Here is a 22,054-nt window from a genome sequence, read left to right as displayed (position 1 = left end):
CGAAGAGCGCAGTGCCTGCACACTTAAAATGACAGCGTTTTTATTCCTGTACGACAAAACGGGAAATATCAAATCACATCAAATGAAAAAGGACATCAAAAAACTTTCTATCAGAAAAGTAAGGGTATCTAACCTGACCAACAACGAAATCGACGCAGTAAAAGGCGGAGCCGTGACCACCGGTGGCGGCGGCGGTACCATTTCACTCGATCCGGGCACTCCGGGTATCTTGTCTATCGGTGTAGCCTGCAGCGAAAGGAACAGCTGCGCCAGGATGACCAACAGGGGTACTACCCGTTGCTCTAACTGCTAAGCCAATCCACCCGGTTGCCGTGCCGACATGGCAACCGGGTTTATGTTATTTCTATGCGCCGCTACACCCCGTTTCTTTTCCTGTGCTTCTTGCTCCTGTGGCGGCCTTGCATTGCCCGGGATATACGTTCCTGTATCAGCAAGGCTATGGTAGATACCGACACCGCCGGCCTGGGCCGGCGCCTGGACTTCGATGCGGTACCCGAAGCGCGATTCTTCCTGCTTTCAGAACTTCATAATATCGATATCAACCCTGTACTGCAATTCATTTATATCAGGAAATTGCACCGGGAGCGGGCATTACGGTATGTTATCCTGGAAATGCCGCATAGTTATGCGTTCCGCTATAATCTCTTCCTGCAAACCGGTACCGACAGCCTGCTTAGCCATCCCGACAGCCGCCATAGTACCTGGTTATTACAGCAATTGCGCCGTCTCAACAGCGGGCAACCCGATAGTATGCAGATCCGTTTTATCGGCATAGACCTCTGTATCGGCAACGATGCTTCCGGTTTCAAAACCATAGCCTATCATGATTGCCTGCGCTACTTTGAAACCGCATTACGGCAACAGGCGCCGGGCGACGGGCTTATCCCCTTATTACACGCGGCCTGCACAGCCGGCAGCAAAAAACAAATCCGTAATTACAACCAAAAAATCGCTGCCCTGTTGCAGCAGGAGCTGCAACATTACCGGCAACTCCTTAAAGCCGGTTACCGGGAGCTGCTGGCTGTTACCAGCGCATATACCGATTACCGCGGCTCGCGCGATGATGAGCTGCTGGCGAACTTTGTCCTGATGTTGAAGTTATACGACCTTAACCCGGCCCACACGACCTTCTTCGCTTCGTTTGGCGAAACACATGTCAACACTGCCGATGGCAAGGGCATGTTTGCCAGTCAGCTCCGGGATTACTACCGGTCGCAGCAGATGCCCCGGGGGCTTTGCATTACCGGCGTCCAGTACTTTAATACCACTACCGGCAAAGCCAATAGCCGTACGATTGAGAACGACGGCATCGTACGGGCCTACGGGCCTTACCGCAAAAGCAACGCCGCGCTGCTCACCACCCTGGAAGCGTGCCAGGCTCAGCTTACCCATTCTTTAGGCATTATTCCCGTAGCGGCTTCCTGCGCGGGTCCTTATATCAGTCATTTCAACTACCTTATCCTATGCAAACATTATACAGCGCTGAACCCCTGAGCCTGAACGCCGCCCTGTTGCAAAAGCTGCAACAGATCCGGCAGGTACTCGATGGCCAACTGGAGATCGAACTGCCCTCCCTTTTTTCGGGCCTGGGCGGCATTATTCTTTTTTATGGTTATCTCTATAAATGCACCGGCGACGAAGCAGCGGGCGCCCGTATGTACAGCCTTATCGACCGTATGATCGAAGTGACCGAACAGATCGAGGTAGACGACTCTTTTTCGCATGGTATTACGGGTATTGCCTGGTGCCTGCAACACCTGGTCAACGCGGGCATGCTCGATCCGGCCTATGAAGAGAACATCCGGGATTTCGACGAGCTGATCTTCGAAGCGGTACGCGAGAACATGTCGCTGTTCCGTTACGATTATTTTGTGGGCATGATCGGTAAGGGCCGTTATTTCCTGGAGCGGTACGCCTCCGATAAAAGTGTAAAAAGCTACCTCGACCAGTTGATCGAAATCCTGTTCTCCTTCCGCGAAAACCACGACCAGGGCATACTCTGGCAGGACTACTATGGTTTTAAAAGAGAGCATGCCGAGAAGCGGGTAACCACACTGGGCATGGCACATGGCCTCTCCAGTATCCTTGCGTTCCTCTCCCTGGCGCAGCAGGCGGGTGTACTGGCCCCGGAACGGGCGGCCGACATACAACGCCTGGCCAGCTATATCAGGTCCTGCAGGACCCAAACCGACGGCATCGATTTTTACCCCTATCATATGGTGAACGACGAACGCGAGTCGGAGCATATCACCCGTATGGCCTGGTGCCACGGCGATCCGGGCGTTACCCTTTCGCTGATGATGGCCGCACTGCAAACCGGGGACCAGCAACTATACAACGACACCTTATCTTACGGGCTGGAACTTTGCACCCGGCAGGACCAGGAGGTGTTTGCGCTGTTCGATGCCGGCTTATGCCATGGCACATCGGGCCTGGCGCAGATCTTTAAACGTATGCATCTGCATACCGGCGATGCCACCTTCCTGGAAGCCAGCAATTACTGGCAGGAAGAAACGCTTAAGATGGGCGTCTTCGATGAAGGCTTTGCCGGTTTCCGGGTACATACCGGCGAAGTTCCCATAGAATGGACGCGCTCGCAGGGTTTCCTCGTGGGCATAAGCGGTATCGGCCTGTCGCTGATCAGCAGCCTGTATAACGATAGCGGATGGGACCGGGCCTTGCTCTTCTCCTGATACCCCCATTGTTGCTGCACCTTTCCCGTTTGTACGCAGTAAATACGCATTAGTACAATATTGCCCTGCATACGTTATGCCCCTGTTTATATTCGTAGCGCTCCCGCGTTACAGGTGTCTGCCCGGCAGCGCCTGCCCTGCGGGATGCGCGCTGCGTATAACAGGGGCTTGTAGCTATAACCGGTCCTGCGACGCTGAACAGCGCCGCAGGGCACGGCTACCGGAAACCAGGTAGCACCGCAGGAGTCACCCCGGCAGGACCGGAACGGTTGCGGTATCGAATTAAAAAGGAATTTTTCTTTGTATAGCGAATGGTTATATTTTAAAGTATATTGCGGTGCTAAAACTACGGGGCCGGTAGTACAACCGGCTGGCCGCGGTTCGCCGAAAACGGGTTACAGGACCGTTTACCCGGCAAATTCTTTTTCATGTGTTGCAGCGCTATTGTGCCCCGCGCCAGGCGCCACCGGTACCTTACAGGAGGGACCGGGAAGCAGGACAGGATCTTTGTTTTATAATGATGGCCTTCGTACACCCCGGTTCACCTGTTTTTGCAGGGCCGCCCGGATACACTACGCTGTAAGAAGAACGGCGACAGCTGTGGATGGGAAGCCGGGAAAGGTGCCAGGCTTTTATTTCCCGTCATTTTTTTAACCCTGAAAATGACGACAACAAATAGAAACAGGAGCAACTGTCCTGCGGTTCCGTACCGGGGGCAGTGATCCGGAAAAAACTGGAACAAGAATGGTGTCATAAATGGTTTTGTCCTTTATGCTCCAGCTAGATGCATATGTTTATGAACCGGCTGTTTATTGCTCAGCACATAAGATACGCGCTGTTGCTAAACAATGTCCTGGAACGGCATTGCCAATCCCGGACAGCCATAAAAAACAAAAAAAATAATGCCCTTCCCTTTTTATAAACAACTGGATGCCATGGATTGCGGCCCCACGTGTTTGCGCATGATCGCGAAACACTATGGCAAGAGTTACTCCCTGGACTTTTTAAGACAGAATGCACATATTACCCGCGAAGGCGTAAGCCTGCTGGGTATCAGCGAAGCGGCGGAGAAGATAGGATTCCGGACCCTGGCGGCGAAAATAAGTTTTGAACAACTGGACGAAGAAGCGACCCTACCCTGTATCCTGCACTGGAACCAGAAACACTTCGTGGTACTGCCCCCGCAAAACTATAACCGCAACAAAAAGAACGACAAGATCCTGTTGGCCGATCCGGCCCATGGCCTGATCAAGGTCGACAAGGAAACCTTTTTGCGCAGTTGGATGGGTACCAGCTCGGAAGGCATCGTACTGATGATCGAACCTACCGATGCCTTTTACCAGCAAAAAGAAGACGATGAAAAAGTAAAGGGTTTCCAGTTCCTGTTCCGCTACCTGCGCCCTTACCGCAAATACGTAGTACAGCTCTTCCTCAGCATTATCGTAGCCAGCCTCCTGTCGCTGATGGCGCCGTTCCTTACCCAGGGGCTCGTGGATTACGGTATCAACCACCAGAATCTCGGCTTCGTATACCTGGTATTGATTTCGCAACTCGTACTCTTCGTAGGCAGCACCTCGATCGAAATGATCCGCAGCTGGATCATGCTGCATATGAACAGCCGGATCAATATCAGTATCATTTCCGACTTCCTGATCAAACTGATGAAATTGCCGATCCGCTTTTTCGATACCAAAATGATCGGTGATATCCACCAGCGTATCGGCGACCACAGCAGGATACAAAGCTTTCTTACCGGCACTACTCTGTCTACCCTCTTCTCGTTTGTAAACCTGTTCGTATTCTCCATCGTACTGGGCATTTACAGCTGGAAGATCCTGCTTACCTTCCTGTTGTTCAGCGTTTGCGCCATCAGTTGGATCCTGTTCTTCCTGCGCAAACGGAAAGAGCTCGACTACAAACAGTTCCAGCGCATGAGCGAAAATGAGAACGTGCTTTTCGAACTGATCACGGGTATGCAGGAGATCAAGCTCAACAATTGCGAAACAGCTAAACGCTGGGAATGGGAAAAAGTACAGGCCCGCCTGTACAAGATCAGCGTTAAGGGCCTGGCCCTGGGCCAGTACCAGCAGGTGGGTTTCGTATTCTTCAACCAGCTTAAGAACATCCTGATCTCTTACATCAGCGCCCGCGAGGTGATGACCGGGAATATGACCCTGGGTATGATGTTGTCGGTAAGTTATATCATCGGCCAGATGAACAGCCCGCTGGACCAGTTGCTGAGCTTTGTACAGGCCGCACAGGATGCCAAGATCAGCCTCGACCGTCTTGGTGAGATCCACAACCGGGAAGAGGAAGAAGAAGACGACAAACTGCGCTATACCAACCTGGATAATGAATCGAGCAGTATTAACCTCGAGAATGTATCCTTCCAGTATGGCAGCCAGCAGTCGCCTTACGTACTTAAAGATGTAAACCTGACCATACCGCAGGGTAAAGTAACCGCCGTGGTAGGCACCAGCGGCAGCGGTAAAACTACCCTGCTTAAACTGCTGTTGCAGTTCTACGAACCCACCGGTGGTAAGATCACCGTCGACAATAAAGATCTGAACCAGATCTCGCCCAAATGGTGGCGCAACCAATGCGGTACCGTGATGCAGGATGGCTTTATCTTTTCGGATACCATTGCCCGCAACATTTCGGTAAGCGAAGAAAATGTAAACAGCAAAAAACTGATGCGTGCCGTTGATGTGGCCAATATCAAAGATTTTGTGGAAGACCTGCCCCTGGGCTTCCAGACCAAGATCGGCAACTCGGGCAACGGCATCAGCGCCGGCCAGAAGCAGCGTATGCAGATTGCCAGGGCCGTGTATAAAGACCCGCAGTACCTCTTCTTCGACGAAGCCACCAGCGCTCTCGACGCCAACAACGAAAAAGTGATCATGGAAAACCTGGACCGCTTCTTCGAAGGGAAAACGGTAGTGGTAATCGCACACCGGCTCAGTACCGTAAAAAATGCAGACCAGATCGTGGTCCTGGAGAAGGGCGAAGTAGTAGAGGTAGGCACCCACGAGCAGCTTACCGCCCGCAGGGGGAATTACTATGAACTGGTAAAGAACCAGCTGGAACTGGGTAGCTAAGCCCCGGGATGCTGCAACAAACCACAAACGCCGCTGCCTCCCGGCCCGGGATGCGCGGCAATCACCAACACAATACCATATGCCTGAAGAAAGAAATAATTTAGAAAATACCCTGCACGAAGACGTCAGAAGCGAGGAAGTGCAGGAGATCATGGGTAAAATGCCCGCCTGGCTGGTACGCCGGGGCATAACCCTGGTCGCCATCTTACTGCTGGTGATCGGCATCGGCGCCTACTTCTTTAAATACCCCGATGTAATCCCGGCGCGGGTACTGATCTCATCCAGCACACCACCGGTAAAACTGGTGGCGCGCAGCAACCTGCCCATACAAAAGCTATTTGTAAAAAGTAACGAGACCGTAAAACCCGAACAGGTATTGTGCATCCTTACCAATGCCTCCAACTACGACGACCTGCAAAAGATCGTAACCATTACCCGCTCGATAGATACCACCGTATCCCTGCCGCAAACCCTCGAACGTATAGAAATACCGACCGGCTTGCAAATGGGCGAACTGCAAACCAATTATGCCGAACTGTACCAGGCCGTACAGGACTACCGCTTTTACCTGAAACATAACTCGTATGGCGCCACGCTGAACAGCCTCAGTAAACAGGCCGAGTATACCGGGGCGCTCAACCGCGAGCTCGACAAGCGGGAACGTATGCTGCAGGAGCAGCTCGCGCTGCAACACAACCGCTTTTCAGCCGACTCCTCGCTGGTAAAGGAAAGGGTGATTTCGCGGGCCGAGTACGAGACCTCGCGCAAAACCATGCTGGACCAGCAGATGAATACCCAAACCAACCGCAGCAGTATTATCCAGAATAACCTGCAGCAAACCGAATACCAAAAGAACATTGCCGAGATCAGCCAGCAAAGGCAGAGCCAGGAAAACACCCTGCTGCAGAAAATACGCGACGCCTCCAGCCGCTTCAGCGGCCAGTATGCCCAATGGGAACAGACCTATATCATCAAAAGCCCGATCGAGGGTGTGGTAACCTTCTTCAAGTTCTGGAAGGAAAACCAGTTTGTACAGGCCGGCGAAGGTGTTATGATGGTAACGCCGCCCACCCAGCAATACATTGCGCGTGGCGAGCTGGGCCCCGACCGTTCCGGTAAGATCGAAGCCGGACAGGATGTGCTGATCAAACTGACGGCCTACCCTTTTGAAGAATACGGCATGTTGCGCGGTAAGGTGCTGTCGCGTTCGGCGGTAGCGATGGATAGCGTATTCCTGCTGGAGATCAAACTGGCCGATGGCCTGAGGACCAATGCCGGCAAGGTTATCCCCGATCAGCCGCAACTCGACGGTATCGGCGAGATCCTGACAGAGGACAAAAGTGTTCTGCAGCGGTTGTTTGAGAAAGTATTCGGTAAATGGCGCAGGTAAGGAACAACACATGTATTACCCGCTAAAGGCAAGCCTGCTCATTTAATATGAGTTTTTTGAATACAAATATTTATTTAACTATTTTTTAAAATATTTTTATTTATTGCGAAATTTCAAATTCATATATTGTGATTATAACCTTTTTTTTAACCATTTAAATCACTAATTATGAAAAGAGTAATTTTAGGCCTTGCTACCCTCGCCATGACCACTTTCTTTGCCCAGGAAAGCAAAGCCAATGTATTAACCGTAAACAACGGTAAGCCTTGCCAGTTTTCCGTAACCTTTACCTTTTCCGATGGTACGACCAGCAGCCAGGGCTTAGGCGCCAACCCTACCGTAACTTTTAATTTCGGCGCTACCAGGCACGCTGTGGCCGCTACGTTTTACGATCTGTCTTCTCCCTCGACACCATTGTTTACCGTGGGTATGACACCGACCTATACCCCTTTCGCTATGGGTAACGTGGCCTTCTGTCCGATGCTGGTGTTCTGTACCTGGAGCCAGACGCCGTCCATGCCTTCTGCACCAGCTACACTGACCATTTCCTAACCGGCACACACAACACAGAACAGTATTTTTATTAAGATAAATAAAAGTATGCGACAAGGCAGGCCATCGGGCCTGCCTTGTTTACATTATCCCTGTTTTGCCGGGAAATGCGTATCGAGAAATTTAAAGACCAGGTCGAACTTATCGAGCGGTGCGGTATGTTTCCCTTCGACCGCTACATGTTCAAAAGTATATTTAAAGCCAGTGGCCCGGAAGCGGGCCATCATCTTTTCGGCCATGGGCGTGGAAGGACAGATCTCGTCCTGCGTTGCAGAAAGCAGGAATACCGGGCCTTTGATGCGTTCTACCGGTATCAGTGCACGCCTTTCGGCCGCCGTATCTTTCAGCATGGTTTCGAAGGCGCCGCGCAGGTCCCGCTTCAGGATAAAAGGTACCGACTCGCGGCTTGCAGGGATAAAGGGCAGCTCGCTGCCGCCGAAGGTCCAGCAGGAACTGGTAAAGTGCATGGTATGTCCGGGGAACACCGCATGACTGGATACGATGCCCACCACACAGGAGATATCGGGGTAATAGCTGCCCAGCAACAGGGCCAGGTCGCCACCCCGCGAACCGCCCACGATGGCCGTTTTCTTTGGGTCCACACCGGGTTCTTTCCTCGCTGTTTCGATCGCCTCGTGTACGGCATCGATCGCAATCTTATCGAGCATGGGTGGTGTGCCTTTTGCACCAAAATAACCGATAGCCAGGAAGGCATAACCCTTTTCCAGGAAGCGGTCGCGGGTCTGCTTCCAGCGATCGCTGGTCCAGGCATTACCGCCTTCCGAGCCGCCCAGGCCTACGACCAGGGCATGCGGTTGCCGGGTATCGGGCAGGTAGAGCACACTCTCGGTGTTGCGGGTATTCAATACGGTTTGCGCATGCAGGCAGAGGGGCAACAGCAGGAACGCCGCAAAAGCCAGGCAGGATAAATGTTTCATGGGTAGGGTATGTGTATGTTGAACCAGGTTGCGATCCGGTGTCCGGCCCCGGATTAAAGGTCCTGGCCACACCGGTCCTATGATGTGCATAATAAATTAAAAGAATAAAAATACACACCTTCCCCAATACCACAAAAAATATACGGTCGGCGCTATAACCGGCAGCCTCCGCCTGTAGCCGATCTCGGGGGAATAGTAATACCTTTGCATGCTCCCGGGGAATTAAAACAGGCGATCTGTTCCGCTGGTATATAGAATCGCCGGGTTATCCGTAATCATGAATTTAAGAAAAGCAACAACAGCCGAAGTACCGGCCATCTGGACCATTTTACAGGCCGCAGTCGCGCAACGCAAAGCCGATGGCAGTAAGCAATGGCAGGACGGCTACCCCAATGAGCAAACGATCCTGGACGATATCGCGAAGGGCTATGCCTATGTGCTGGTAGCAGGTGAAGAGCTGATGGCCTACGCCGCCATTATTTTCGATATCGAACCGGCCTACGAAGGTATCGAGGGCCGCTGGCTTACTGATGGCGACTATGCCGTGGTACATCGCGTAGCCACCGCCCCGGCGGCAAAAGGCAAAGGCATTGCCACCGGATTGTTCCGGATGATCGAAGGCCATTGCCTGGCGCAGCAAGTCAACAGCATTAAAGTGGATACCAATTTCGACAATATCCCGATGCTCAAAATACTGGATCGCCTGGGGTATACCTATTGCGGCGAAGTTTATTTCCGGGGTTCGGCCCGTAAAGCGTTCGAGAAAGTATTATCCTGACACCGGATCAAGCGGAATTTCTGGGGGGAGGGGTAAAAATCGAGCCTGCAGCAATGTTCCTGCATGACTTATTAAAAGAAAATAAATAGGGAGTACTGTAGCTATCCGGGATAGATAAATATACTATCATACCAGGTCCAGGCGGATGAATGTGATCCCCTAAATTTCATGTTTTCCCGCAGTGGCGCGCCGCCGCGAGCAAATAAAACAGGGACAGCTTAAACGGGTCTTAAACAAAACAAGGTCCGCAGGGGCATCAAGCGCCGGTGCGGACCTTTATCGTTTACGGGCAGCGGGTTAAGCCTTGCCTTCGCGTTTTTTAATCTCGTCGCGGATAGCTACCGCCTGCATATAATCTTCATTATCGAGCACCTGTTGCAACAGGTCGTTCAACTCATCCAGGGTCTTGCCTTTCAGGTCGGAACCGGATACCGGCTCGGGCTGCTCCTCTTCTGCCGAGGGCGTTGGGGTAGCACTGGCCGCAGGCTGGTCCATAAAGAGGCCGGCCGCTTCCAGTATATTTTCGTAGGTAAAGATCGGGCAACCGATGCGTACCGCCAGGGCCAGGGCATCGGAGGTGCGGGAATCGATCTCGATGGTTTCGTTGCCCGAGGTGCATACCAGTTGGGCAAAGAAAATACCTTCTTCCAGTTTATAGATCAGGACCTCCTGCAACTCGATGTTGAAAGAGAGCATAAAGTTGTAAAACAGGTCGTGGGTAAGCGGGCGGCTGGGCTTTATCCGTTCCAGGGCTACTACGATAGCCTGTGCCTCGAATGCACCGATAACAATCGGCAGGCGGCGCAGGCCATTGATTTCGCCCAGCACAACGGCATAGGAATGGGTTTGTGTTACACTACTTGATAAAGCCGTTATTTCCAGTTCAATTTTTTTCATTACAAATATTGTCGCTCAATAAGCCTTGTCGTTAGGGGTGGCATGACCTGATTTACACAAGGCGCTAAATTAATAAACCTTTGAATTATTCAATAAAATTTTTATCTCTTTTAACCTCATTTTACCGCATATAGCCCTGCTCAGGCCGTTGTTTAAAACAAAGTCGGCGAGTCGTCGCTGGGCTCTTTTTTAGCAGCGGCATGGCCTTTTTCTTCCTCCGGTTCTGCTTCAGGGGCAATAGCCGGCTCTTCCACAGTTATCTCCAGCAGGTCTTTTTCGCAAAGTTTATTACCCACGGCTTTATACCCGCTTACGCCTACTTTTTCGGCCAGGTTCACTTCCTCTTCGCGGGCTTCCGTTTTTTTCTTACCGGTTTTCAGCAGGGCAACCGGATCCTGTACCGTTGTTACCAGTTCAAGCTTATGCTTCGGACCTTCTTTTATAAACAGGAATTTATTTTTCAGCGTCTGCGTTTCGATATGGAAACGCTTTACATTATACTGGGTCTTATCAGCATCGTAATATACGGCAGTGATCACCTTTTCGGGATCGAATTTCTCGATCCGTACGATCTGCTGCGGCTCGTAACGGTTGCTCAGGTCGAAATCGGTAAGTTCGTAATGACCATCTTTGAAGAACACCACGATCCGGTTGTCCTGTTCGAAACTGCCGAGCAGCCTGCCATAACCATCGGTGTTCAGGCGGCCCACCTGCTCGTCGTACCAGATCTTGGGCGCCGAAAGGGTGCTACGGCCCTGTTCTTTAAACTTGATCTGCCGCACGGGGTATTTGGTAATCTGGTTGCCCTGCGAGCTGCGGCCTTTAATGGCCAACTCTTCGAAATAGAAATCGAAAACCTTGTTGCGCGCGGTGCTGCCCGGCGACAGGGTTACCGATACTACCTCGGCTTCGCCGTTGGCATTTGCGGTCAGGTACATCACCTTGCTGCCTTTATTACCTTTGGTCAGGTCGTATTCCTTATCGCGGGTAATGCCGGTTACGTTAAAACGCTTGGCATATACCACACCCGAACTGCCATCCATATACATCATATTGTAAGTGGTACGTTCGTCGTTTTTACGGAATACGTCCAGGTGGATAATGTCTTTGCCCACGAAGGTCTTATCGGAAACCTTGGTTACGATCATCGCGCCATCTTTGCGGAACACGATGATGTTGTCGATATCCGAACAATCGCATACAAATTCGTCTTTCTTCAGCCCCGTACCGATAAAGCCTTCTTTACGGTTTACATAAAGCTTGGCATTGGCAATAGCTACTTTGGTGGCCTGTATATTGTCGAATATTTTTATTTCTGTTTTGCGCTCCCGGCCTTTGCCGTATTTCTTCAGCAGGTTTTCATAATAAGCGATCGCATAGTCGACCAGGTGCTCGATATGATGTTTGGTTTCGGCAATATTCGCTTCGGTCGCTTTAATATGTTCATCGGCCTTGAAGGAGTCGAACCTGGAAATCCTTTTGATGCGGATCTCGGTCAGCTTCACGATATCTTCCTGTATAATTTCCCTGCGGAAAAGCTTCTTGTAAGGCTTCAACCCGTTGTCGATCGCAGCCAGTACGCCTTCCCAGGTAGTTTCTTCTTCGATATCGCGGTAAATACGTTTTTCGATAAAGATTTTTTCCAGCGAAGAGTAGTGCCAGTCGTCTTCAAGCTCGGCCAGTTTTATTTCCAGCTCTCTTTTCAGCAAGCCCTTGGTATGTTCTACCGAGTGTTTCAGCAGGTCGGTAACGCCTACGAAGTGTGGCTTGTCTTCGAGAATGATACAGGCATTGGGCGATATGGAGGTTTCGCAATCGGTAAAGGCATACAGCGCGTCGATGGTCTGGTCGGACGATACGCCCGGCGCCAGCTGCACCGCTACTTCCACATCCCTGGCCGTATTGTCGGTTACGCTCTTGATTTTGATCTTGCCGCTGTCGTTGGCTTTGAGTATGCTGTCGATCAGTTGCTGCGTGGTTACGCCATAAGGCACCGACTTGATCAGCAGGGTCTTTTTATCCAGCTCTTCGATATGCACCCTGACCCGCACTTTGCCGCCGCGGGCGCCATCGTTGTAGTTATTGGTATCGATCATACCACCGGTCATAAAATCGGGATACAATTCAAATTTGCGTCCTTTCAGGTGTTTCACTGCGGCATCGATCACCTCGCAGAAGTTATGCGGCAATATTTTGGTCGAAAGACCTACAGCAATACCTTCGGCACCCTGCGTAAGCAGCAGCGGGAACTTCATGGGCAGGGTTACCGGCTCGTTCTTACGGCCATCGTAACTCAGCTGCCATTCGGTGGTTTTACCGTTGAAGGCCACTTCCAGCGCAAATTTCGACAGGCGGGCCTCGATATAACGGGCTGCGGCCGCGCTGTCGCCGGTACGCACATCGCCCCAGTTACCCTGGGTTTCGATCATCAGGTCCTTCTGTCCCACATTGGTAATGGCATCGCCGATCGACGCATCACCATGCGGGTGGTACTGCATGGTCTGACCGATAATATTGGCTACTTTATTAAACCGGCCGTCGTCCATCTCCTTCATCGCGTGAAGGATACGGCGCTGCACCGGCTTCAGGCCATCTTCTACAGCGGGTACGGCACGTTCAAGTATTACATAACTGGCGTATTCTAAAAACCAGCTCTCATACATCCTGTTGATGGATGGCGTGCTGGATGTTTCTTCTTGTTGGAGTTCCTCGTCCATCATTTGTCCTCGGGTAATTTTTGGGGTACGCGGGTGCAAAAATAAGAAATTGAAGCGAGGAATTGATTCCGGAGACAGTGCCGGTCAGAGTTACCCGCACAGCATGCCGGTAATCAGGGCTGCCTGATCCGGCATCACCAGGCGGGTACCGCCTGTTACGGGCAGCGTATTTTTTACATATCTGAAAGGAAACATCGTATCTTTTGTACCGTGGATATGGATAATATCCGGCCTGGGTGAGGGCTGGCCCTTCCAGTTCATAATTGCGCCGGTACACCATTGGAGGAAGGCAGGACCGTTTTCGCGGGTCATATCGAGGCATAAGCGTCTTAACCCCTTTACCCGCGTAAGTTCCCGCATAAACAGGGTACCCAGCCAGATGGCCGCCACGATGACCGGCCCGGGCGAAAGCCGGTACAGGCGCGTATCGCGCAGGAAATTAAACCAGCGCGGCATTTCTGCCCGGCTTTTTACCGATGAAATCAAGATTACTTTTTCCGGGCGGATATGCCGGACCAGTTCCATCACGATAATACCGCCCATAGACTGCCCTACCAGGTTGAAGGCCTGTTCCTGGTCGATCAGCGGCAGGAATTTAAGGGCATAGGTCTCCAGGCTGTCGCCGCGCTCAGGCTGTGGGAACGGCAGGTATACCGTGCCCGGTATATGATCGAGCTGGTCGCGGAACAAACGGACATCGGTAGCGAAACCGCCGATACAATAAGTACGGATGCTCATAAAGCCGCTTGTAAATGTTGATCGGTAAGCCGCATAATCACCGGGCCGGCAAACCTCGCCGAACGGGACATAATAAACTGGTGCAACTGCCGCAGTTCACCGGCGCTTAGGATTCCGTTATCCATGTTTGAGTTTGTATTTCATGATCTTCTGAAGCGAAGCGATCGACTCCTGTAAGGCGCTTAGCTGTAGTGCCGACTCTTTCTTCCCTCTCCGGTTGAGCTTGTAGTATTTGCGCATGCGCCCATCTACCAGCTCCGAATCCGTGTCCAGCAGCCCGGCTTCTTCCAGTTTATGCAATGCGGGATACAGGGCGGCTTCGGTAATCTGCATTTTACCTTTACTACCGTCTTTAACCGCTTTGGTCATTTCATAGCCGTACATGCGCCCGTTCTGCTGCAGCAATTGCAGGATCACGGTACTCAGGCTGCCTCGTATAATTTTATTGGGTTCCATCGTTTTCAAAAATAAGCATTGTTTTATGCCTAACAAAATTATGCATGTTATTTTAAAAAGAACCCGCTGCAGGTGTTGCAGCGGGTATTACTTTTATAAGGGTTCGTTCCATATCGCCCAGCCGGCGTCGGCCTGTGCGATCAGCATATCATAACCGTTTTTGACCGTAGCCCCCTGTTGCCGGCCTTTTCCCAGGAAAAGGGTTGCTTCGGGGTTGTATACCAGGTCGTAGAGTATATGTTGCGGCCCCAGCGCCCCGTAAGGCAGATCCGGGTAGGTATCGACCGCGGGGTACATACCCAGCGGCGTCGTGTTAATGATCAGGGTATGGCCGGCGATCAGTTCGGGCGTGAGCGCCGCATACTGCAGGTCGCCGCCACTGCGCGATACCAGCTGGTAAGGTATGCCCAGTTGCGCCAGGGCATACACCACGGCTTTAGCCGCGCCGCCGGTACCCAGTACCAGGGCCTGCCTGGGCATATCGCCCAGCAAGGGTTGCAGCGTTGTTGCAAAGCCAACACAATCGGTATTAAACCCCTTCAGCCTGCCTTCGCTGATGCGGATACAATTAACCGCACCAACTGCCCGGGCCGTATCGTCGAGCTCGTGCAGGTAAGCCATCACCGACTGTTTATACGGTATGGTTACATTAAGCCCGCGCAGCGCAGGGTTTTGCTCCAGCAGGGCCGGCAGCGCCGATATCGTTTCGATAGGAAAGGCTTCGTAAGTGGCATCGATACCGCGCAGGCGAAACTGCTCCCGGAAATAACCGGGAGAGAAAGAGTGACTGAGCGGGTAACCGATAATTCCGTAGTGCGACATAACTATTCCGTATTAAAGACTTCCGGTACGGCCGCCGTCTACCGGTATGCTTACCCCGTTTACATATGCTGCTGCGGGCGAAGCCAGGAAAGCCGCCACGGCAGCGATCTCTTCGGGTTGACCAAAACGTTTCATCGGGATCTCGTCGAGCATTTCCTGCTCTACGTGATCGGTAGAAGCGCCGGTTTTGGAGGCTTTGTTGTTGACAATGGTTTCGAGACGCGCCGTGGCCGTAGCACCGGGCAATACATTATTTACGGTAATACCATAGGCGCCCAGTTCGTTGGCCATGGTCTTGGCCCAGGAGGCCACCGCGCCGCGAATGGTATTGCTTACGCCCAGGCCTTTCAGCGGAATTTTAACGGAAGTGGAAATAATACTGATAATACGGCCATAGTTAGCGGCTTTCATGCCCGGTACCACCAGGCGGGTAAGCACCTGGTTACAGATAAGGTGCTGCTGGAAGGCATCCAGGAAGGCCCCGGGCGTAGCTTCCGTAATAGGACCGCCGGCAGGACCGCCGCTGTTGTTGACCAGGATATGGATATGCTGCTGTTGTATATAAGCGGCCGCCACTGCTTCTACTTGTTTATAGTCGCTGTAATCGGCAACCAGGTAATCATGCTGCTGGTTGAAAGCGGTACCCAGTTCCTTTACGGCTTTCTTTAAAGAATCTTCGTTGCGGGCAATCAGGGTGCAGGTTGCCCCCAGTTCTGCCAGCTCTTTGGCGATGGCCAGGCCTATACCCTGCGTACTACCGCCTACCAGTGCGTGTTTTCCTTCTAATGATAATTGCATGATCTGATTTTTATCCTGCAAATATACGTTCCCGGCCAACATGCACAGCCCGGGGTTATACCAGTATGCTACTGCCCGGTGGCAAACCGGCAATATAGTTGTTCATTACCGTAATGCCTTTGGCTACCATGCCCTTCATCTCCGCCGGATCGAAATTGAGTCCGCCGGTACCGCCGCCCAGGTCGCCGTCGGGACGGATCACATGCAGGTTTACCGGTCTTTTATTACTGAGCGGGTTACCGGGTACGGAAAGCAACTGGCCGATCTGCTGATCACTCATACCGCTCTGCTTCATATTTTGCCGTACACTGTTCAGGTAGTCGAGCGCTTTGTTATACATCTGGGGCATTTCCAGGTCGTTGTCCCCCACATCCTCGGTAAAGATCTCGATGGTACGCAGCAGGATATCGGGCACCTGGGTGTAACGCTTTTCTACCGGCTTGTTGAGCCCGCTGGACAATAGGATTACGAAAATCTCGTCGGCGCCCTGCTCGATAGCCAGCTGTATACCGGCATACTCGCGTACGCCGCCATCCACATACTGCCGCAGCGGTACGGCCCCGGGTATAACCTCTATGGGTGGCATAAACACCGGCTGGCAAGCCGAAGCCATTACCGCACGCCGGAAGTGATCGGCCTTGCCGAGTGGTACCACTTCGTAGCCCTTAACCGCCGCGGCCTTTCGGGTGCTGAAGTAAACGGCCGTAGCCGTCTGCAGGCAGGTAGTGGCCAGCAGCACATTGCAGGGTTGGGCCTGCAGGCTTTGAAAAAACGTGTCGGTATAATATTGCTGGATCAGTTTGCCGAGCGGCCCTACTCCAAAAATGCTGTCGGCGGTAAGAAAACGGTTGCCCACATTATTGGTCTCGATCACGTTATCGGTCTTTACGGTAGTGTACAACTGTTCCAGCAGGGGTATCGAGCCGGAAGTAGCCAGGGGAGCGATCAGGGCGCCGGTGCTGGTGCCGATCAGCAGGTCGAAATTAAGACCGGGATTATGCTGGTAAATGGCCTTCAGCACCCCTACGGCAAAGGCGCCCTTGGAGCCACCACCGCTTATGACCAAAGCTGTTTTTGACATAACATACAGTTTTCAGGATTATTGAAAAGGGTCGGAAGGACGCTTGCGTGGTTTCAGGATATTATAACCGATGGCCGACTGTAACCACCACTGGTTATTGCCATAGTCGCGGTAACCGGAAAAAGATAAAGAGAACAACTGGAAGATCTCGGCCTGCAAGCCGCCACCGGCAAGCTTTTGCCGATGCGAGCCCCAGAGATGGGCGGCCGTAAGCTGTACATTGACCAGGGTACCGAAAGCCCCGGCCTTAATGTCGAACAGGCGCAAAGCCGCAACAGGCCCGACCTGCGCCTGCCAGCGGTGCTGGGCATAAATGCCGGCGCCCAGCAGGCCCAGCCGCAGTACACGGGGCACCACGGTATATTGCGGAGCAAAAGTAAAGCCCACCTGGTAGGCATCGGCACTCGATTTAAAATCGGAGACCAGGCCCTGTTGCAGGCCCAGGTACCCTACATAACCTTTGGGGAATTCGGGGGTGGCGGTTTGTGCAGGAGCAGCGCCGCTGAGTAATATACCACTGAGCCAGAGCAGCAGCGGGAGGTTACGGATGCGCGCGCCACGACGGAAACGGGCCAGGGACGGGCATGTACAGGTAAAAGGATACATGGCAGCAGGTTTTTGTTTGGTAACTAAAGTTACCGCAAAACCCCGTCAAAACATGGCGTAGCCGCTTAAATTACGTCTTTTTGCGGAGGGGGCCCGCCTGTATTGAGCTCGTCTGTAGTGCCCGGTTTACGATACGGGCTGCTGCCGTATTTCACGAACATATACAGGTACAGCACCCTGGAATACCGCATCAGCAGGGGTTGCAGCAAGAGCAACATACCTATGGTAATACCCAGGTACCAGAACACGCTGTTATCCTTCCAGGAAAAACCGACGAAGATGGCGAACCAGACGATATTAAAAATGGCTACACCCACCGACAGGCCATAGCTCACATAACCGGTACCGTAATAAAAACCGATTTCCAGTTCCATTTTCTGACCGCATACTGCACAGTGGTCCGGCATTTTCAAAAGCTGGCCGAGCGGGAAAATACTCTTGTTGGTAAACATACTTCCCTTCCGGCAGTTCGGACATTTCATACCGGCGATACCGGCTAATAAATTGGTTTTTTGCGCCATAACAGGAATAAATTTGGCTGCAAATTACCATTAATTAACCTTTTTGTGGGAAGTTTGCACCTGAACCGGCCAATAGTTGTTCAATATCAAGATATGTCAGAAGATTTGATCATTACCCAGGGCGATAAAAAGGAGCAATACGAAGCGCTCCTGCCACAGATTGCCGCATTGATTGCCAGCGAAAGCGACCTGGTGGCCAACCTGGCCAATGTTGCTGCAGCGCTCAGGCAGCAGTTCGGCTGGCTCTGGATCGGCTTTTACCTGGTAAAGGATGGCGAACTGGTCGTAGGTCCCTTCCAGGGGCCCGTGGCCTGTACCCGTATCCGCAAAGGCAAAGGCGTATGTGGCAGCAGTTGGGAACAGGCCGCTACCCTCGTGGTGCCTGATGTAGAACAGTTTCCCGGGCATATTGCCTGCAGCAGCCTGTCGCGCTCCGAGATCGTAGTGCCGCTGATCCGTGCCGGCGCAGTAACCGGCGTACTGGATGCCGACAGCGAACAACTGAACCATTTCGACGAAACCGACCGTTACTACCTGGAGCAGGTGGCCGGCTTGCTAACCGCCTAAGCCACAACAGACCTTAGTTTTATTCACAAAAGCATATTTATGCGTTTCTTTTTTTCCGTAGTCCTTACCCTCTTTTTCTTTACTTCCTTTGCCCAGGGCGACAGTCTCGGCCCCGTGGCCGACAACAGCCACCTGCGCATCAGTATCCTTACCTGTGGCTCCGGCAACGAGCTGTACTCCTCCTTCGGCCATACCGGCGTACGCGTGATCGATAGCAGCAAAGGCCGGGATGAAGTGTACAACTACGGCACCTTCGATTTTGGCGACCCCGATTTTTACAGCAAGTTTATGCTGGGCAAACTCCTGTACTATCTCGACAAGAGCAGCTACCCCGATTTTATCAATGTTTATATTGCAGAGAAACGCGCTGTGGACGAGCAGGTGCTCGATCTTACCGAAGTGCAGAAGCGTACCATGTTGTCGTATCTCGACAGCAACCTGCGCCCCGAAAACCGTGCCTACCGCTACGATTTCTTTTTCGACAACTGTGCCACCCGCGTACGCGACATCTTCCCCAAAGTACTGGGCGAGGAGTTTTATTTCGGCTCAGCCCTCAACGGGAAAAAGATCAGCTACCGGGGCATCATGAACCAATACCTCGTCAACAAGCACTGGGAGCGCTTTGGCATTAACCTGCTGCTGGGCAGCGTTACCGACAGCATTATGACCGACGACGGCAGTATGTACCTGCCCGACTTTGTGCACCAAAGCCTGATCCATGCCAAATACCGGGGCAAACATGTAGTAAGCGCCGACAATGTACTGATGAAATCAGGCATTACCGAAGCACGCCGCTTTAACGGGCCGCTCTGGATGATGATCGGCCTGCTGATCCTGACCGTACTGGCTTTTCATATCCCGGCCTTCCGTTACCTGAAACCGGTTATCCGTTTCGTAATCCTGCTGGTAACCGGCCTGCTCGGTTGCCTGATGCTGTTTATGTGGCTGGGCACCAATCACCAGGCCTGCACCGGCAATTACAATATTCTTTGGGCCATACCGCTTAACCTGGTCGTAGCCTTCCTGGCCGGCAAGAAAAAATTCTGGCTGCGGATCTATGCCCTGGCGGCCATCAGCCTGCTGATCGTAGCGCTGATCGTCCATGTGATCGGCTTCCAGCGGATGCCGCTGATCGAGCTGTCGCCGCTGATGCTGGCCCTGATGTATATTTACATCGACCTGTACAAACAGAATATAGACGCGCCTGTACCGGCCGCCCTTACCCCAACCGCCAATCCACCTGCCGATGATACACTATAGTAAAACAGGACAGGGCCAACCTGTACTCCTGGTCCATGGTTTTCCCAACGACAGCAGCGCCTGGAACAATATCGTACCCGCCCTTGCGGCACAATACCAGGTATTGCTACCCGACCTGCCCGGTGCGGGTCAGAGCCCGATGCCGGATACCCCGCTGAGCATGGCGCTGATGGCCGATGCCCTGCTGGAGGTACTGGACCGGGAAGGTATCGGGAAGGTATTGCTGGCCGGCCATTCGATGGGCGGATATACGGCTATGGAGTTTGCCGTTCGCTACCCGGAACGGGTTAAGGGTATATCGCTCGTGCATTCGCTGGCCTCTGCCGATAGCGAAGAGAAAAAAGAAAACCGCCGCAAAGCCATGACCCTGATCCGTAAGGGCCGCTCCGAGCAGGAAATGTTCCTGCGGGGTATGGCGCAGAACCTGTTTGCCGGAAGCTTTGCAGAAGCACATCCCGAGGTGGTGCGCAATGTTGTAGCACGGGGCATGCAGCTGTCGGGCGAGGCGCTCTGCGCATTTTACCAGGCCATTATGGACCGGAGCGATAAAAGGGATCGACTTGCCACTTTCGGCTTCCCGCTGCAGTGGATCATCGGCGACGAAGATACCGCTACACCGATGAAAGAAGCGCTGGAACAATGCCACCTGGCGCCGGTAAACAGCGTGCACCTGTATAGCCCCTGCGGCCATATGAGCATGGACGAATACCCCGAACGGCTGGCTGCCGACCTGCTGGCGTTTTTCAGGTTCTGCCCTGCATAAGCCCGGTATTAATTTAAACAAATGTGAATAGCGTACGATATTTTGCTAAACCTCTGGTTTACGGCTACATTTGTATAGTAAATGAAAAATGCAACCATACGGCTCATCTTTGTTTTGGCCGTTCTTTCCTGCGCCGGCATCATCGCTACCCAGACCTATTGGGTACAAAGGGCTTACGTACTGGAAGAAAAAGAGTTTAACCTGAATGTCAATACCGCGCTCCGTAATGTGGCGATGAAGATCTGGGAGATGAAACGGGTGCAGCCGCTGGTGTTCAATGTCGTAGACCAGGTAAGCCCCGATTATTTCATCGTCCAGATCAACGACCACGTAGAATCGGTGGTGCTGGAACATTTTCTCCGGATAGAGTTTGAAAAGCGCAGCATCATCACCGATTTCGAATACGGGCTGTACGACTGTATGCACGACACGGTAATGAGTTATCACTATGTGCAGATGAGCGGCAGCAACGAGACTTTCGACCCGGTCATGAACTTCCCGCCGCTGACCCGGGAAAACTATTACTTCGGTGTTTTCTTCCCGCATCGAAATAAATACCTCACTTCCCAGTTATCCATCTGGATTTTATCGTCTTTAGTATTATTATGCGTACTGGTGTTCCTGGGTTACGTAGTATTCGTGATCCTGAAACAGAAAAGGCTGAGCGAGGTGCAGAAAGACTTTGTGAACAACATGACGCACGAGTTCAAGACGCCGCTGGCGACCATACAGCTGTCGGCCGAAGTGCTTAAGAATCCCGATATCGTGCAGAAGCCGCAACGTTTGCTCAACTATGCCACTATTATCGACAACGAGGCGTCGCAGCTGGCCTTGCAGGTAGAGCGGGTATTGCAGATGGCCCATGCAGAGAAAGGCGAGATCCAGCTGCGTAAAGAAAAGATTGTATGGCAGGACCTGTTGCGCGATGTAGGCAATAGTTTCGAAAGCAGGCTGATGAAGGATGAAGCGAAGATCCACCTGGAGATGCCGGAGCACCCGGTTTCGTTCTCGGGCGACAAGCTGCATCTTAAAAATGCGATCAGCAACCTGGTAGACAATGCCCTCAAGTATGCGGCAGAACACCCGGAAGTAACGATACGCCTGCGCGACAACCATAAGGAGATACGGGTGGAAGTATCGGATAACGGTATCGGTATCGATAAGACCCACCAGAAAATGTTATTCCGGAGATTTTACCGGGTGCCCACCGGTAACATCCACGATGTAAAAGGTTTTGGTCTTGGCCTGAACTATGTACGCATCATCGCCAGGGCACATGGCGGCGAGGCAATTTGTAACAGCAAAGTTGGGAAAGGAAGTATTTTTTCCTTAATTTTTCCAAAAATTTAAAAACAATA

At 52.3% G+C, this 22,054-nt stretch carries 21 protein-coding genes; 11 read left to right on the top strand and 10 right to left on the bottom strand.

All coding sequences use genetic code 11. From position 1 onward, the window contains the following. Window positions 1-82: 82 nt before the first annotated feature. The 6 genes from B0I18_RS04270 to B0I18_RS04245 all read left to right on the top strand — a co-directional run bounded on the left by B0I18_RS04270 (window position 83) and on the right by B0I18_RS04245 (window position 7,754). On the top strand, window positions 83-313 hold the full coding sequence (locus B0I18_RS04270) for a class I lanthipeptide (RefSeq protein WP_146146650.1): 231 nt from the start codon (window positions 83-85) through the stop codon (window positions 311-313). 146 nt (window positions 314-459) lie between these two features. Then, window positions 460-1,515 carry an erythromycin esterase family protein gene (locus B0I18_RS04265; RefSeq protein ID WP_146146649.1) on the top strand — a complete coding sequence of 352 codons (1,056 nt, stop codon included), beginning with the start codon at window positions 460-462 and terminating at the stop codon, window positions 1,513-1,515. Then, window positions 1,485-2,714 carry a lanthionine synthetase C family protein gene (locus B0I18_RS04260; protein WP_106521393.1) on the top strand — a complete coding sequence of 410 codons (1,230 nt, stop codon included), beginning with the start codon at window positions 1,485-1,487 and terminating at the stop codon, window positions 2,712-2,714. Before B0I18_RS04265 ends, B0I18_RS04260 begins: the two co-directional genes overlap by 31 nt. A 902-nt stretch (window positions 2,715-3,616) precedes the next feature. Continuing rightward, complete coding sequence (locus tag B0I18_RS04255) at window positions 3,617-5,812, top strand: peptidase domain-containing ABC transporter (RefSeq protein WP_106521392.1); 2,196 nt, start codon at window positions 3,617-3,619, stop codon at window positions 5,810-5,812. A gap of 79 nt (window positions 5,813-5,891) precedes the next feature. Then, window positions 5,892-7,202, top strand: a complete 1,311-nt coding sequence (locus tag B0I18_RS04250; protein ID WP_106521391.1) for a putative HlyD family type I secretion protein — start codon at window positions 5,892-5,894, stop codon at window positions 7,200-7,202. 168 nt (window positions 7,203-7,370) lie between these two features. Then, on the top strand, window positions 7,371-7,754 hold the full coding sequence (locus B0I18_RS04245; protein ID WP_106521390.1) for a hypothetical protein: 384 nt from the start codon (window positions 7,371-7,373) through the stop codon (window positions 7,752-7,754). An 86-nt stretch (window positions 7,755-7,840) separates the two neighbouring features. Here the strand turns inward: B0I18_RS04245 and B0I18_RS04240 are convergent, their stop codons facing one another. Next, complete coding sequence (locus B0I18_RS04240; protein WP_181358331.1) at window positions 7,841-8,692, bottom strand: acyl-CoA thioester hydrolase/BAAT C-terminal domain-containing protein; 852 nt, start codon at window positions 8,690-8,692, stop codon at window positions 7,841-7,843. A gap of 277 nt (window positions 8,693-8,969) precedes the next feature. Here B0I18_RS04240 and B0I18_RS04235 point away from each other — a divergent pair, with 277 nt between their 5' ends. After that, window positions 8,970-9,470: a GNAT family N-acetyltransferase gene (locus B0I18_RS04235; RefSeq protein WP_106521388.1), complete on the top strand. Its 501-nt coding sequence runs from the start codon at window positions 8,970-8,972 to the stop codon at window positions 9,468-9,470. A 297-nt stretch (window positions 9,471-9,767) separates the two neighbouring features. Here the strand turns inward: B0I18_RS04235 and B0I18_RS04230 are convergent, their stop codons facing one another. From B0I18_RS04230 to B0I18_RS04190, 9 genes are all read right to left on the bottom strand, one after another. Continuing rightward, on the bottom strand, window positions 9,768-10,367 hold the full coding sequence (locus B0I18_RS04230) for a bifunctional nuclease family protein (protein ID WP_106521387.1): 600 nt from the start codon (window positions 10,365-10,367) through the stop codon (window positions 9,768-9,770). Window positions 10,368-10,519: 152 nt separating this feature from the next. Further along, a complete protein-coding gene (locus B0I18_RS04225; RefSeq protein ID WP_106521386.1) occupies window positions 10,520-13,087 on the bottom strand; it encodes a DNA gyrase/topoisomerase IV subunit A in 2,568 nt (855 codons plus the stop codon). Between the two features lie 87 nt (window positions 13,088-13,174). After that, window positions 13,175-13,822 carry an alpha/beta fold hydrolase gene (locus tag B0I18_RS04220; protein WP_106521385.1) on the bottom strand — a complete coding sequence of 216 codons (648 nt, stop codon included), beginning with the start codon at window positions 13,820-13,822 and terminating at the stop codon, window positions 13,175-13,177. A 117-nt stretch (window positions 13,823-13,939) separates the two neighbouring features. Next, window positions 13,940-14,278, bottom strand: a complete 339-nt coding sequence (locus B0I18_RS04215) for a PadR family transcriptional regulator (RefSeq protein ID WP_106521384.1) — start codon at window positions 14,276-14,278, stop codon at window positions 13,940-13,942. A gap of 93 nt (window positions 14,279-14,371) precedes the next feature. Continuing rightward, a complete protein-coding gene (locus B0I18_RS04210) occupies window positions 14,372-15,100 on the bottom strand; it encodes a shikimate dehydrogenase family protein (RefSeq protein WP_106521383.1) in 729 nt (242 codons plus the stop codon). A 12-nt stretch (window positions 15,101-15,112) separates the two neighbouring features. Further along, window positions 15,113-15,898, bottom strand: coding sequence for an SDR family oxidoreductase (locus tag B0I18_RS04205; RefSeq protein ID WP_106522043.1), 786 nt, complete (start codon window positions 15,896-15,898; stop codon window positions 15,113-15,115). A gap of 55 nt (window positions 15,899-15,953) precedes the next feature. Further along, window positions 15,954-16,979 (bottom strand): patatin-like phospholipase family protein, encoded by a 1,026-nt coding sequence (locus tag B0I18_RS04200; protein WP_106521382.1) that lies wholly within the window; start codon window positions 16,977-16,979, stop codon window positions 15,954-15,956. Between the two features lie 18 nt (window positions 16,980-16,997). Continuing rightward, on the bottom strand, window positions 16,998-17,585 hold the full coding sequence (locus B0I18_RS04195; protein ID WP_106521381.1) for a hypothetical protein: 588 nt from the start codon (window positions 17,583-17,585) through the stop codon (window positions 16,998-17,000). Between the two features lie 65 nt (window positions 17,586-17,650). Then, window positions 17,651-18,106 carry a DUF983 domain-containing protein gene (locus B0I18_RS04190; protein ID WP_106521380.1) on the bottom strand — a complete coding sequence of 152 codons (456 nt, stop codon included), beginning with the start codon at window positions 18,104-18,106 and terminating at the stop codon, window positions 17,651-17,653. Between the two features lie 93 nt (window positions 18,107-18,199). Here B0I18_RS04190 and B0I18_RS04185 point away from each other — a divergent pair, with 93 nt between their 5' ends. From B0I18_RS04185 to B0I18_RS04170, 4 genes are all read left to right on the top strand, one after another. Continuing rightward, a complete protein-coding gene (locus tag B0I18_RS04185; protein WP_106521379.1) occupies window positions 18,200-18,673 on the top strand; it encodes a GAF domain-containing protein in 474 nt (157 codons plus the stop codon). A 39-nt stretch (window positions 18,674-18,712) separates the two neighbouring features. Beyond that, a complete protein-coding gene (locus B0I18_RS04180) occupies window positions 18,713-19,933 on the top strand; it encodes an Lnb N-terminal periplasmic domain-containing protein (RefSeq protein WP_106521378.1) in 1,221 nt (406 codons plus the stop codon). Beyond that, window positions 19,920-20,696, top strand: coding sequence for an alpha/beta fold hydrolase (locus B0I18_RS04175; RefSeq protein WP_106521377.1), 777 nt, complete (start codon window positions 19,920-19,922; stop codon window positions 20,694-20,696). The genes B0I18_RS04180 and B0I18_RS04175 overlap by 14 nt, the downstream gene beginning before the upstream one ends. Before the next feature lie 81 nt (window positions 20,697-20,777). Further along, complete coding sequence (locus B0I18_RS04170; protein WP_106521376.1) at window positions 20,778-22,046, top strand: sensor histidine kinase; 1,269 nt, start codon at window positions 20,778-20,780, stop codon at window positions 22,044-22,046. Window positions 22,047-22,054: the final 8 nt, after the last annotated feature.

Origin of the sequence: Taibaiella chishuiensis (assembly GCF_003014535.1) — a bacterium.
GTDB lineage: Bacteria > Bacteroidota > Bacteroidia > Chitinophagales > Chitinophagaceae > Taibaiella > Taibaiella chishuiensis.
This window is presented reverse-complemented; position numbering and strand designations above follow the sequence as displayed.

Excerpts from the sequence above, each read along its gene's own strand:
- B0I18_RS04270 (WP_146146650.1), top strand. The coding sequence starts at position 83 with ATGAAAAAGGACATCAAAAAACTTTCTATCAGAAAAGTAAGGGTATCT.
- B0I18_RS04265 (WP_146146649.1), top strand. The coding sequence starts at position 460 with ATGGTAGATACCGACACCGCCGGCCTGGGCCGGCGCCTGGACTTCGAT.
- B0I18_RS04260 (WP_106521393.1), top strand. The coding sequence starts at position 1,485 with ATGCAAACATTATACAGCGCTGAACCCCTGAGCCTGAACGCCGCCCTG.
- B0I18_RS04255 (WP_106521392.1), top strand. The coding sequence starts at position 3,617 with ATGCCCTTCCCTTTTTATAAACAACTGGATGCCATGGATTGCGGCCCC.
- B0I18_RS04250 (WP_106521391.1), top strand. The coding sequence starts at position 5,892 with ATGCCTGAAGAAAGAAATAATTTAGAAAATACCCTGCACGAAGACGTC.
- B0I18_RS04245 (WP_106521390.1), top strand. The coding sequence starts at position 7,371 with ATGAAAAGAGTAATTTTAGGCCTTGCTACCCTCGCCATGACCACTTTC.
- B0I18_RS04240 (WP_181358331.1), bottom strand. The coding sequence starts at position 8,692 with ATGAAACATTTATCCTGCCTGGCTTTTGCGGCGTTCCTGCTGTTGCCC.
- B0I18_RS04235 (WP_106521388.1), top strand. The coding sequence starts at position 8,970 with ATGAATTTAAGAAAAGCAACAACAGCCGAAGTACCGGCCATCTGGACC.
- B0I18_RS04230 (WP_106521387.1), bottom strand. The coding sequence starts at position 10,367 with ATGAAAAAAATTGAACTGGAAATAACGGCTTTATCAAGTAGTGTAACA.
- B0I18_RS04225 (WP_106521386.1), bottom strand. The coding sequence starts at position 13,087 with ATGATGGACGAGGAACTCCAACAAGAAGAAACATCCAGCACGCCATCC.
- B0I18_RS04220 (WP_106521385.1), bottom strand. The coding sequence starts at position 13,822 with ATGAGCATCCGTACTTATTGTATCGGCGGTTTCGCTACCGATGTCCGT.
- B0I18_RS04215 (WP_106521384.1), bottom strand. The coding sequence starts at position 14,278 with ATGGAACCCAATAAAATTATACGAGGCAGCCTGAGTACCGTGATCCTG.
- B0I18_RS04210 (WP_106521383.1), bottom strand. The coding sequence starts at position 15,100 with ATGTCGCACTACGGAATTATCGGTTACCCGCTCAGTCACTCTTTCTCT.
- B0I18_RS04205 (WP_106522043.1), bottom strand. The coding sequence starts at position 15,898 with ATGCAATTATCATTAGAAGGAAAACACGCACTGGTAGGCGGTAGTACG.
- B0I18_RS04200 (WP_106521382.1), bottom strand. The coding sequence starts at position 16,979 with ATGTCAAAAACAGCTTTGGTCATAAGCGGTGGTGGCTCCAAGGGCGCC.
- B0I18_RS04195 (WP_106521381.1), bottom strand. The coding sequence starts at position 17,585 with ATGTATCCTTTTACCTGTACATGCCCGTCCCTGGCCCGTTTCCGTCGT.
- B0I18_RS04190 (WP_106521380.1), bottom strand. The coding sequence starts at position 18,106 with ATGGCGCAAAAAACCAATTTATTAGCCGGTATCGCCGGTATGAAATGT.
- B0I18_RS04185 (WP_106521379.1), top strand. The coding sequence starts at position 18,200 with ATGTCAGAAGATTTGATCATTACCCAGGGCGATAAAAAGGAGCAATAC.
- B0I18_RS04180 (WP_106521378.1), top strand. The coding sequence starts at position 18,713 with ATGCGTTTCTTTTTTTCCGTAGTCCTTACCCTCTTTTTCTTTACTTCC.
- B0I18_RS04175 (WP_106521377.1), top strand. The coding sequence starts at position 19,920 with ATGATACACTATAGTAAAACAGGACAGGGCCAACCTGTACTCCTGGTC.
- B0I18_RS04170 (WP_106521376.1), top strand. The coding sequence starts at position 20,778 with ATGAAAAATGCAACCATACGGCTCATCTTTGTTTTGGCCGTTCTTTCC.